This window comes from Streptomyces luomodiensis (genome assembly GCF_031679605.1).
Classification (GTDB): Bacteria; Actinomycetota; Actinomycetes; order Streptomycetales; family Streptomycetaceae; genus Streptomyces; species Streptomyces luomodiensis.
Genome location: NZ_CP117522.1, coordinates 113,013 through 125,027 on the forward strand (window position 1 = coordinate 113,013; position 12,015 = coordinate 125,027).

Annotated in this window: 8 protein-coding genes; 1 reads left to right on the forward strand and 7 read right to left on the reverse strand. The window is 69.4% G+C overall.

From position 1 onward, the window contains the following. Nucleotides 1–293 precede the first annotated feature (293 nt). Nucleotides 294–1,166: a LacI family DNA-binding transcriptional regulator gene (locus PS467_RS00530; protein ID WP_311033413.1), complete on the reverse strand. Its 873-nt coding sequence runs from the start codon at nucleotides 1,164–1,166 to the stop codon at nucleotides 294–296. Further along, complete coding sequence (locus tag PS467_RS00535; protein ID WP_311033414.1) at nucleotides 1,163–3,646, reverse strand: glycoside hydrolase family 2 protein; 2,484 nt, start codon at nucleotides 3,644–3,646, stop codon at nucleotides 1,163–1,165. Before PS467_RS00535 ends, PS467_RS00530 begins: the two co-directional genes overlap by 4 nt. Before the next feature lie 157 nt (nucleotides 3,647–3,803). On the opposite strand from PS467_RS00535, the gene PS467_RS00540 reads away from it, so the two are divergent. Further along, nucleotides 3,804–5,987 carry an alpha-galactosidase gene (locus PS467_RS00540; protein ID WP_311033415.1) on the forward strand — a complete coding sequence of 728 codons (2,184 nt, stop codon included), beginning with the start codon at nucleotides 3,804–3,806 and terminating at the stop codon, nucleotides 5,985–5,987. A gap of 339 nt (nucleotides 5,988–6,326) precedes the next feature. Here PS467_RS00540 and PS467_RS00545 read toward each other — a convergent pair whose 3' ends face one another. The 5 genes from PS467_RS00545 to PS467_RS00565 are packed head-to-tail and all read right to left on the reverse strand — an operon-like array spanning nucleotide 6,327 to nucleotide 11,893. Next, complete coding sequence (locus PS467_RS00545; RefSeq protein ID WP_311033416.1) at nucleotides 6,327–7,229, reverse strand: ABC transporter ATP-binding protein; 903 nt, start codon at nucleotides 7,227–7,229, stop codon at nucleotides 6,327–6,329. Further along, nucleotides 7,226–8,197: an ABC transporter ATP-binding protein gene (locus tag PS467_RS00550; RefSeq protein ID WP_311033417.1), complete on the reverse strand. Its 972-nt coding sequence runs from the start codon at nucleotides 8,195–8,197 to the stop codon at nucleotides 7,226–7,228. Before PS467_RS00550 ends, PS467_RS00545 begins: the two co-directional genes overlap by 4 nt. Next, a complete protein-coding gene (locus PS467_RS00555; RefSeq protein ID WP_311033418.1) occupies nucleotides 8,194–9,198 on the reverse strand; it encodes an ABC transporter permease in 1,005 nt (334 codons plus the stop codon). Before PS467_RS00555 ends, PS467_RS00550 begins: the two co-directional genes overlap by 4 nt. A 15-nt stretch (nucleotides 9,199–9,213) precedes the next feature. Then, the gene (locus PS467_RS00560; RefSeq protein WP_311033419.1) at nucleotides 9,214–10,203 is read right to left on the reverse strand and encodes an ABC transporter permease; all 990 of its coding nucleotides are present in this window, start codon (nucleotides 10,201–10,203) and stop codon (nucleotides 9,214–9,216) included. 58 nt (nucleotides 10,204–10,261) lie between these two features. Then, the gene (locus tag PS467_RS00565; protein WP_311033420.1) at nucleotides 10,262–11,893 is read right to left on the reverse strand and encodes an ABC transporter substrate-binding protein; all 1,632 of its coding nucleotides are present in this window, start codon (nucleotides 11,891–11,893) and stop codon (nucleotides 10,262–10,264) included. Nucleotides 11,894–12,015 lie beyond the last annotated feature (122 nt).

A 12,015-nucleotide genomic window follows, 5' to 3' on the forward strand; every position in this document is an offset into this window, starting at 1 on the left:
GCGATGCGCCGACCCCGGTTCGCCGGATGTCCGTATCTGTGGGATACCTGGCACCGTGGACGTGGCTGCCGGGCTGCCGGGGCGGAAGACTCGGTTCTGCCCGAGGACCGGGCACAGCCGAGCAGGAAGACAGGTGAGTGGTCATGACGACGAACGCCGACGCGACCGCCGGGACCCACGTCGCCGAACAGCCGGTCACCCACCCTGTGCGGGACCCCGACGGCACCGACGGTGGCGGCGCTGCGGGCTCGGTACCGCTGCGAGCCCGCGCTCCCAGCCGTGACGTGGGCTCGTCACTCCACCTGGCCGGGCGCAGACCCCGTCGTTCCGCGTTGCACGAAGTGGGCCGTCGGGGACCAGCGCTCGGTGGCGGGCCGGCCGTCGATGTGGTCCAGGGCGGCTTCGGCGACCAGTACGCCGTAGCGGTGTACGTCCACGGTCATGGTCGTCAGTGGTGGCGAGGCCAGTCGGCAGAGAGTGGAGTCGTCCCAGGCGATCAGTGACAGATCAGCGGGGACGTCCAGGCCCAGTTCCTTGGCCGTGGCCAGTCCGGCGACCGCCATCACGTCGTTGTCGTAGAGGATCGCCGTGGGCCGGGGGTTCCGCTTGAGCAGTTCGGCGGTGAGCCGGGCCCCGGACTCGGCCGTGTAGTCGCCTTCGACGACCACCGCCTCGATGCCCGCCTCCCGGCACTCCTCCTCCTGCGCAGCGTTGCGGGCCTGGGTGTGCAGGAGGGACCGTGGTCCCGCGACACGAGCGATGACGCGGTGTCCGAGTTCCGCCAGCCGGGCCATGGCGTCGCGGACGGGGCCGCGGTCGTCGGTACGCACGGCTGGCACTCCGGGGTCGTCCCGCCAGGTGCCGACGAGGACTGCCGGCAGGCCCAACTCCCGCAGGACAGCCGGTCTGCGGTCACCCTCGATGAGGTTGACCACGGCCACCGCGTCGACCAGACCTCCCTCCGTCCACCGGCGATAGGCAGCGATCTCCTCCTCGTACGTCGGGACGACATGGAGCAGCACTGACATGTCTCGCGTCACCAGGCGCTCCTCCATCCCGGTGATGAACTCCATGAAGAACGGCTCCACGCCGAGCAGGCGGGTCGAGCGCGCGAGGACGAGGCCCAGGGCGCCCGGCTGGGCGCGGTCGCGGTGGGCAGGGGTCATCCGATCTCCGGTGTTGGGTGACAGAGGCTGTTCACGGAGCGCAGCACTGGCGCGGCGGTCAGGACAGCGGGGTCGAAAATCCGGCTGGTGTGGACGTGGAAGGAGTGGGTCTCGCCCGGCAGCAAGGTGACGAGCATGTCATCGACGATCGCGTCGTGGGCGACGTGGTCGGCCAGTACGGCGACGTCGCGGGCGAAGGAGGTGGCCCGGACGTCGATGCGGTAGCCGCCTGGCACTGCGTGTGCCTGCACGCTCAGCGCGTCGGGCCGGTAGGCGAGGTCCCGGTCCTCGCAGAAGGTGTGGATGGCGCGCACGCCCTCCGAGGACGCCATGAGCACCTCCTGCCTGACCTCCTCCGGCGTGAGCAGTGCGTCGTCCGGTTCCACGAGCACGACCGAACGGGGGCCCACCCGGAGGTCAACTTTAGCACCGGCCAGGACGACGCCTTCGAACGTCTGGCGCTCGAGCACCAGGCGCCCTGTCCACGGCTCGTCGGTGTCGTTGACCGCGGCGAGGACGAGCCTGCCTGACCGGGGCTGGAAGGTGAGCATGCGCGGGGCGTAGGCCCTGCGCAGCGCGTACCACAGCGGCTTGGGGCGCTCGTCGCTGTCCACGGCGGCCCAGGAGGTGACGGGCCAGCAGTCGTTGAGCTGCCACACCAGCGTCCCGGCCGTCCGGGGCCACCATGAGCGGAAGTGCTCGACACCGAAGGCGACGGCGCGGGCCTGGTTGAGCTGCGTGGCCCAGTGCCAGTCCGTGAAGGAGCGCGGGGTGGGCAGGTGTGGGGCCATGCCGCGGTCCAGCTTGCCATTTCCGTCCTCCGCCTTCTGGTGGAGCAGGAATGCGGGCGAGGTCTGGGTGAGTGGCTCGTCGTGGATCCAGCGGGTGAGGGTGGCCCAGGTGGGCGGGCCCTGGAAGCCGAATTCGGAGCAGAAGCGGGGGACATGGTGGCGATAGGCGGTGTAGTCGAGCCGGTTCCACACCTCCCATTCGTGGCGCGTGCCGTGGTTCTCGTCGTTGGGGTGGATGCCGCCGACCGGGGCGCCGGGGGTGTACGGGCTGCCGTCGGCGTAGGGCGTCGTCGGGTCGAGTTCGGCGACGATCCGCGGTAGCAGATCGGTGTAGTAGCCCAGGCCCCAGGTGCGGCCGGCCAGTTGCTCGGGCCAGCCCCAGTCGGCGTAGCCCCACAGGTTCTCATTGCCGCCGTTCCACAGGGCCAGGCTCGGGTGTCCGGCCAGCCGGGCGACGTTCTCGCGCGCCTCGGCCTCGACCTCGCCCCGCAGCGGCTCCTCCTCGGGGTAGGCGGCGCAGGCGAAGGGGAAGTCCTGCCAGACGAGCACACCGCGTTCGTCGCACACGTCGTAGAAGTCGTCGGTCTCGTAGATGCCGCCGCCCCAGATGCGCAGCATGTTCATGTGGGCGGCGAGTGCCTGGTCGACGCGGCGTTCGAGGCGTTCGCGGGTGATCCGGGTCAGGAAGTGGTCGTCGGGGATCCAGTTGGCTCCCTTGGCGAAGATGCGGGTGCCGTTGACGACGAAGGCGAAGGGGGTGCCGGTCTCGTCGGGCGTGGTGTCGACGGTGATGTTCCTGAAGCCCACGCGCCGGTCGACGGTGTCCAGAGGATCCTCGTGCCGCTCGGCCGTGGCGAGGGCGACGCGGAGGTCGTACAGGGGCTGGTCGCCGTATCCGGCGGGCCACCACAGCCTGACGTCGGGCACGGTGAGCCGGAGCACGGCGGTGGTGTCGCCGGCGGCGAGCACAGCGCGCGCCCGGCATGCGCCGACCTCGGCGGTGAGCACCAGCTCCGGCCCGTCGGCCACGGCACGTTCGACGTCCGCGTGCACCTCCACGACGCCGGTGCCGTCGGGTTCGACGGTCACGAGGGGCCGGACCCGGTCGAGTCGTGCCGTGTGCCAGCGTTCCAGGCGGACGGGCTTCCAGATACCGGCGGTCTGCAGGTCGGGGCCCCAGTCCCAGCCGAAACCGCACGCCATCTTGCGCACCATGTTGAACGGATGGGGGTAGACGTGCTCACGACGGCCGAGCGCCGCTTCCGTGTCCTCCGCGTGCTGAAGAGCGGAGGTGAAGCCCACGGTGAGTTCGTTGGCGCCGTCGACGAGGTGGGGGCGGACGTCGAAGCGGTAGCTGCGGTGCATGTTGGCGGTGGTGCCGATCGGCCGGCCGTTGAGGGTGATGGCCGCGACGGTGTCCAGGCCGTCGAAGGCCAGGTCCACGCGCTCCCCGGCCTGCGCGGCCGTGGCCTCGAAGGTGAGGCGGTACTGCCAGTCGGTGCGGTGCATCCATACCAGTTCCTCCTCGACCCGGTCGAGGTAAGGGTCGGGTATGAGGCCCGCAGCCATCAGGTCGAGATGCACGCTGCCGGGCACAGCGGCCTGCACCGTGCGCCCGCGGACGGCGTCCGGCACCGGGCCACGCATCGCGCTCAGCAGCCAGCCCTCGTGCAGGAACGTACGCGCCATATTCACTCCCGTCGGATCGAAGCCTGCGGCCGGGACATCCGTCATCGCTGGACCCTGGTGTCTTCCGGACGAGGCCGATAGGCTCGCGAGCATTGTTACGTCGCTGAATTAAGTAAGTCAACGACGCAGGAACATCCCACTCCGAGGAAGCGCCACTGTGTCAGCTGATTCCCTCACCTCCACGCCTGATGTGGTCCATCTGCGCGCCGCAGGCGCCGCTCTGGTCCTGGACCTGTCGGGGAACACCCTCCCGCGCGTTCTGCATTGGGGGGCCGACCTGGGAGACCTTTCCGCGGCCCACCTTCATGCGCTGCGGCTGGCGTCGCTGCGCCAGCCGATCGGCTTCTCCGTCGACCAACCCGTCGAGGTCTCCGTACTGCCCGAGCAGTCGGCGGGCTGGCTGGGCACTCCGGGGCTGGTGGGCAACCGCGGCGGCGCGGACTTCTCGTCCGCCTTCCGCGTCACCAGTACCGAACTCACCCTCGCCGAGAGGGGCGACGGTGACCGCCACGGCACCGTCGTCGCGCACGCACGCGACACGACGGCGGCCCTCGGCCTGACGCTGACCATTGAGCTGACAGCCGAAGGGCTGGTGCGCCAGCGCGCCACCGTGGCCAACCTCGCGGACACCCCGTTCACCGTGGACGCGGTCAACCTCACCCTGCCCGTTCCGCCCGCCGCCGTGGAACTCCTCGATTTCACCGGCCACCACCTGCGCGAGCGCAGCCCGCAGCGCACCGCCTTCACCCAGGGGCTGCGGGTCCGTGAGAACCGTACGGGCCGCACCGGCTTCGACGCGGCGTACCTGCTCGCGGCCGGCACCCAGGGCTTCGGCAACCGCAGCGGCGACGTGTGGGCCGTGCACACGGCATGGTCGGGCAACCACCGCACCTTCGCGGAGCGCACCTTCCACTCCGTCGCGCTGCTCGGCTCCGGAGAACTGCTGCTCTCCGGCGAGGTGTCGCTCGGGCCGGACGAGAGCTACTCCACGCCCTGGCAGTACGGCGCGTACGGACGCGGCCTGGATGAGGTGTCCGCCCGCTTCCACCGCCATCTGCGGGCCCGCCCGCACCACCCGTCCTCACCCCGCCCCGTGGTCGTCAACACCTGGGAAGCGGTCTACTTCGACCAGGACCTGGGCCGGCTCAAGCGGCTCGCGGACACGGCAGCCGCAGTGGGCGCGGAGCGGTTCGTCCTGGACGACGGCTGGTTCGGCGCACGGCGTGACGACCGTCGGGCGCTCGGCGACTGGTACGTCTCCGATGAGGTCTGGCCCGAGGGGCTCGGCCCGCTGACGGACCACGTCACCGCGCTCGGCATGGAGTTCGGGATCTGGGTGGAACCGGAGATGATCAACGAGGACTCCGACCTCGCCCGCGCCCACCCCGACTGGATCATGGCCACCGGCGGCCGTCTGCCCGGCGCCGCCCGCAACCAGCAGGTCCTCGACCTGGCTCGGCCCGAGGCGTACGCGTACATTCTTCAGCGACTGAACGACCTGTTGGCCACCTACCCCATCTCCTATCTGAAGTGGGACCACAACCGTGATCTCGTCGAGGCCGGGCACCAGCCCGGGGGGCGGGCCGGCGTGCACGACCAGACCGCGGCCGTCTACCGCCTGCTGGACGAACTGCGTTCCCTGCATCCGGGCGTTGAGATCGAGTCCTGCTCCTCGGGCGGCGGCCGGGTGGACCTCGGCGTCCTGGAGCGTACGGACCGGGTGTGGGTGTCCGACTGCATCGACGCCCTGGAGCGGCAGCAGATCCAGCGGTGGACCAATGCCCTCGTCCCGCTGGAGCTGATGGGCACGCATGTCGGCTCGCCCGTGTCCCACACCACCGGCCGCCGCCACCCGCTCGACTTCCGGGCCGGCACTGCCCTGTTCGGCCACTTCGGCATCGAATGGGACCTGACCTCCGCCGAACCGGAGGAACTGGAACGGCTGGCGCAGTGGGTGGCCCTGTACAAGGAACTGCGACCGCTGCTGCACTCGGGGACGGCGGTGCACGGCGACCACGCCGATCCGGCCTACCAGGTGCACGGCGTGGTCGCCGAGGACGGGTCCGAGGCCATCTACGCGCTGGTCGCCAGCCGCACGTCCGAGCTCTACCCCACCGGCCCGGTGCGGCTGCCCGGCCTGGACCCGCGCGCCGTCTACCGCATACGTCCGCAGGCCCCGGGCGACGTGCCGGACGGCAACGCCTACCACTGGGGCATGCACCTGCCGTGGTGGACGGAGAAGGGCGTCGAACTCCCCGGCTCGGTGCTCGCGGAGGCCGGGCTGCAGGCGCCCGCGCTGTATCCGGAGCGACTGGTCCTGCTGAGGGCGACGCGCGTGTAATCCTCCCGACGGACCACCAGTCCGGGGCCCACCGACTGCATGTCGGTGGGCCCCGGACTGTCATCGGTGAGCCGCCGGACGGGACCACATACCCCTTGGCAGTTGCGATGCCTTTGAGGCCGGTGCCGGGGCCGGGCACGATGTCGGGGAACCGTCCCTGGTCCAGGACCCGAGCCTCGACCAGGGGAGCGGCATCCGCGTCGGCGTGCGGCAGAGCAGCGGGGGTGCGCCCGCAGGGCGCAGCGAGAGCAACCGGACCGGTCGATCGACGGCCATACCGAGCACCAGTTCAATACCGCCGCCCGTCCAGGTCGGCAGTCCGCCGGTGCTCCACACGCCTTACACCGCCACGGCGTCGGCGTCCGCTTCGGTGTCGATGTCGATCCATCGCCGGGCGTCGTGGTCGTAGGTGAGGTGACCGCGGTCGGAGGTCACCTGTGGTTCAGGCTCCGCCGAGCGCAGCCGGCCGCGCAGTTCGGGGTTCGGGGCGGCGGCGGCCAAGGACTGGGTATAGGGGTGCTGGGGGTTGAGGATGACGTCGTCGGCCGGACCGCGCTCGACGATCCGGCCGCGGTTCATCACCAGGACGCTGTCGGAGAAGTGCCGTGCCGTGGCCAGGTCGTGGGTGATGTAGAGCACCGCGAGATCGTGCTCCCGCTGCAGCCCGGCCAGGAGGTTGAGGACGCCGAGACGGCTGGACACGTCCAGCATGGAGACGGGCTCGTCGGCGACGATCACCTGTGCGCCGGGCGCGAGGGCGCGTGCGATGGCGACGCGCTGGCGCTGGCCGCCCGAGAGTTCGTGCGGGCGGCGGCCGATGAGGTCGATGGGGAGGTTCACGCGCTCCAGGAGCCGCGCCGCCTGCTCATGGACCTGCTCGCGTCCTTTCGCCCGCCCGTGCAGCACCAGAGGACGGGCCAGGTGGTGCTCGATGCTGTGGAAGGGATTGAGCGAGGCGAACGGGTCCTGGAAAACCATCTGCACATGGTCCCGGTAGTGGCGGTCCTCGATCCGCGCTCCGTCCGGGCCGACGGCCGCGATGGTGCCGGACGTGGGCTTCTCCAGCCGGGCGATCATGCGGGCGACGGTGGACTTGCCCGACCCGGAAGCCCCGACGAGAGCGACGGTGCGACCGGGCACCAGGGTGAAGCCGACCCGGTGGACGGCCCGCAGCCGGGTGCGGCGCAGTCCGGACCTGAGCGTGAACTCCTTGATCAGATCCCGTACTTCCAGCGTGGTCATCGGGCACCCCCGTGGGAACGAACCTGGTTTCCGTCTGCCGTGCCGGGCTCGGTGGGCGCCGCGCCGGGCGAGGTCTCCCGGTCGACCGTCGCGCCGCCGCGCAGGAAGGCCCCCCGTTCCCCCGTGAGGCTCGGGAAGGAGTCCAGCAGCTGGCGGGTGTAGGGATGGCGCGGTTGCCCGTAGATCGTCTCAGCGGTGTCGTACTCGACGACCTGGCCGCGCAGCATCACGGCGATACGGTCGCTCAGCTCCAGCAGCAGGGGCAGGTCGTGGGTGATGAAGATGACGGCGAAGCCGAGTTCGTCGCGCAGCCGGAGGATCTCTCGCAGGATGCCGCGCTGCACCAGGACGTCGAGGGCAGTGGTCGGCTCATCCATGATCACGACCTGCGGGTCGAGCAGCAGTGCCATGGCGATCATCACGCGCTGCCGCATCCCGCCGGAGAGCTCGTGCGGATAGGAGTCCATCCGGCGGGGCTCGACACCGACGAGCTCCAGTACCCCCGCACAGCGTGCTCTGCGGTCCTGCTTGGACATGCCGGGGCGGTGCGTGGTGAGCACGTCCTCCAGTTGCGCTCGTACGGAGGTGACCGGGTTGAGGGCGTTCATCGCGCCCTGGAACACCATGGACAGCTTTGACCACCGGAATCTGCGCAGTTGCTCGCTACGCAGGGCGAGCAGGTCCAGGTCCTGTCCGTCGCGGTCGTGGAAGGTGACCGATCCGGAGGTGACCTCGGCGGGCCACTCGTGGAGCCGGTTGATGGCGTAGGCGAGGGTGCTCTTGCCGCAGCCGGACTCCCCTGCCAGGCCGAGGATCTCGCCCCGGTGAAGGGTGAGGGAGACGTCTTTGACGGCGTGCACGGGCGGAGCGCCCTGGTACACGACGTTCAGGTCACGCACTGTCAGCACCGCGTCCCGTGTGACTTCACCGGCTGCCGGAGCAGCGTTCGACGACAGGTTGTGGGTCATGCGACGGTGCTCCTGACGGCGTGGTTCCGGCTACTCCCGGATGTGGCCCGGCCCACGCGTTTGCGACCGGGCCGGCGCAGCCGCGGGTTGATGATCTCGTCCAGACTGAGGTTGATGAGGGCGAGCCCGCATCCGAAGGCGGCGATGATCAGGCCGGGCGGCACGAACCACCACCACGCCGCCCGCTGCAGCGCGAAGCCGTTCTGCGCGAAGTACAGCATGGTGCCCAGCGTGGAGGAGTTGGAGGCGCCCAGACCGAGGAACGACAGACCCGCCTCGCTGAGAATGGCGGCGATCACCGAGAAGACGAACTGCGAGGCCAGCACCGGCAGCAGATTGGGCAGGATCTCCACACAGATCACGCGCCAGGGCTTCTCCCCGGCGACCCTGGCCGCGGCCACGTAGTCGCGGTTGCGCAGGGAGAGGGTCTGGGCACGCAGCACACGCGCCGCCGCGGCCCAGCCCGTGAGGGCCAGTACCAGGGCAATGGTCCACGATCCGCGCTGGTCGGCGGGGACGAACCCCGAGATGACGATCACCAGCGGGAGGCCGGGGATGACGAGCATGACGTTGGAGAACAACGAGAACACCTCGTCGACGATGCCGCCGACGTAGCCACCGATCACTCCGAACACGGCGGACAGGGCCGTGGCCATGACGCCGACGAGGAGACCGATCTGCAGCGATCCCCGCGTGGCGTGGGTGAGCTGGTCGAGCACGTCCTGGCCGGTCTGAGTGGTGCCCAGCCAATGGTCACCGCCCGGTGCGGTGAGGCCGATGTTGCGGATGGTGTCCGGATTGCCGGCGAAGACCGGCCCGATGAGACCGAACAGCGCGATGGCGACCACCAAACCGAGACCGATGGCCAGCTTCGGCGTCCAGGTCGGCAGCATGGCGCGCCAACCGGTGCGCCGGGTGGACGCGGGTGAGGGCACGGCGCCGGACTCGGCACCGGGCGGCAGGTCCTCCAGACCGCTGGAGGGGGGAATGACACTCGTCACAGATGGTCCTTCCGCTCAGTTGCTCGCTCGGGTACGGGGGTCGATCAGCCCGTAGAGCAGATCCACGAGCAGGTTGGCGCCCAGGACCGCGACGGTGATGACCAGGAAGATGCCCTGCATCAGCGCATAGTCGTTGTTCTCGACGGCCTGCAGCAGGCGGCCGCCGATGCCGGGATAGGAAAAGACCTGCTCGGTCATGACGGATCCGGACACCACGAAGCCGAGGGAGGTGGCGAATCCCGCCACCGAGGGGAGCGCCGCGTTGCGTGCGGCGTAGCGGATCATGATGCGGCTGTTGCGCAGGCCCTTGGCGCGTGCCGTGAGGATGTAGTCCTCGGCTGCGGTGGACACCATCATGTTGCGCATGCCCAGCAGCCATCCGCCCACGGAGGAGATCACGATGGTCAGCGCGGGCAAGATGCCGTGGGAGACGGCCGAGGAGATGAAGGACCAGTTCCAGCCCATGGAGAGGGACACGTCATACCCGCCGAGCAGCGGAAACCAGTGCAGGGTGGAGGACAGCAGGGCCGCCAGGATCAGGGCCAGCCAGAAGTAGGGCACGGCCGCCAGCACAGTGGTGCTGGGGATGATCGAGTCCAGCCAGGAGCCGCGCTTCCAGCCCACCAGGGTCCCGAGGACGAGACCGAGGACGAAGGAGACCAGCGTCGCCAGTCCGATCAGGACGATGGTCCAGGGCAGGGACTGCCCGATCACGTCCGACACCTTGGCGGGGTAGGAGCTGACCGAGACCCCGAAGTCGCCGTGCAGCAGATTGCCCAGGTAGGAGAGGTACTGCCGCGCGAGTGAGTCGCTGCGGTCGGCCCCGAGGAGGAGTTCGTAGGACCGGCGGACCGACGGGTCGACCGTGCCGCCACGCTGCTGAAGCTTCGCCATCAGGATGTCCACCGGGTTCCCCGGCATCATCCTGGGGATGAAGAAGTTGAGGGTGACGGCCGCCCACAGGGCGACGAGATAGAAACCGATCTTGCGGGCGTAGTACCTCATCGGTCACTGCCGATCATGATGTGCTCCTCCTCGACGGGCTTGTTCACTTCCGCATGCCTCACTTGGCGGGCTTGAGGTGCAGGAAGACCTGCGAGTTGTCGGGCCGGCCCCAGACCGCCGGGAAGGCGTAGAGGTCGTCCTCGGTGGGCCAGCCGGTGAACTTGCTCGCGTTGAACTCGCTCGTGGTGCCGCCGGTGAGGATCGGGATGTACGGCATCGACTTCTCGATCTCGGTCTGGATGGTGTCGTAGTACGGCTTCCGGGCCGCGGTGTCCTGCGGGTCGATGGCCTCCAGGGCGTTGAGGGCGGCATCCACCTTGGTGTCCTTGAACCGGGCGAAGTTCGGGTTGGCGATCCGGCCGACCGGTGCGGTGGTCTTGGCGGAGAAGAAGTAGCTGTACAGGTAGAAGGGGTCGGGGGCGGGCCCCTGCGACAGGGAGTCGATCAGCAGTTGGTACTGGCCGCGGCCGCGGGCGTCGGACCACTCGTTCCACGACACCTGCTGCACGGTGAGCTTGATGCCCGCCTTCTTCAGCTGTTCGGCGATGGTGGTGACGGCGGTGATGTAGTCGGTCCAGCCGGAGACGACCTTGACCGTGAGGGCCAGCTTCTTGCCGTTCTTGGCGTAGATGCCGTCGGACCCCTTGGTGTAGCCGGCGGCCTGGAGCAGGTCGGCGGCCTTGTCCGCCTGCGGCTGCATCGGCGCAATGCGGTCCGTGAGCTCGGGCGACACCAGCGCGTGGTCGCGTTCGGGCAGGGCGAAGCCCGGTGAGATCTCGCTGGCGGTGTTCTCGAAGGCCAGCGCGTTCAGCTGGGTGCGGTCCATCGCGTAGTAGATCGCCTTGCGCACCGCCGGGTCGGTCTGCGGTCCCGAGCACCCGAGGTCGGCGTTGGAGCAGGTGAACAGGGCGGCCTGGTTCATCGGCACGGTGACGGCCTGGTAGCCCGGGTAGTTCTTCGAGACGTTCTTGATGTCGGGGACGGGGCCGGTCTGCCAGTCGATCTGGCCGGTCTTGAGGGCGTCGGCGCCGGACTGGTTGCCGGAGAGCGTGACGAAGCGGACCTTCTTCAGCGCGGGGGCGCCCCCGTAGTAGTCCGGGTTCGCCTCCAGGGTGAACGCCTGCGGTTTGAACCCGGCCAGCTTGAAGGGCCCGGTACCCACCGGCTTCCTCATCACGTCCTCGGACGGCTTGGCGATCTTCGACCAGATGTGCTTCGGGACGATCCAGGACCTGCCGAGGACCTGCGGACCGTTGCTGAAGGACGGCTTGTCGAAGGTGATCTTCACATGGGTGGGGTCGACGGCCGTGGCGGTGCCGGAGTACCCCGTGCTGTTCATGCCGGGGGTCTTGCGGATCATGTCGAGGGTGAAGACGACATCGTCCGCGGTGAACTTCTGTCCGTCGCTCCACCTGGCGTCGGACCGAAGGGTGACCGAGAGCTCGGTGCCCTGCTTGTTCCAGGAGAAGGCCGTGCCCAGTCGCGGCTCGGGCTTGTCCTTGCGCGCGATGTTGTAGAAGAACAACGGCTCGAAGATCGTGCCCGGACCGTCGATCGCGGTCGGCGAGTAGGGGTTGAAGTTGATCTGGTAGTCGCCGCTCTGGCTCGTGTAGGCAACCAGCGTGTCGGAGCCACCACCGCCGGCGCCACCGTCGGCGCTGCACCCCGTGAGGGCAAGGCTGAGGGTCACGGCCCCCGCGATGCAGACACGACGCGACTCACTACGAATCCTGGACATATCAGCCACTCTCCCGAGGCGGTCCTTGCCGGACGGCCGGGGCTCCCGGAGCCGCCTCGCGGAGGCCGGGAACC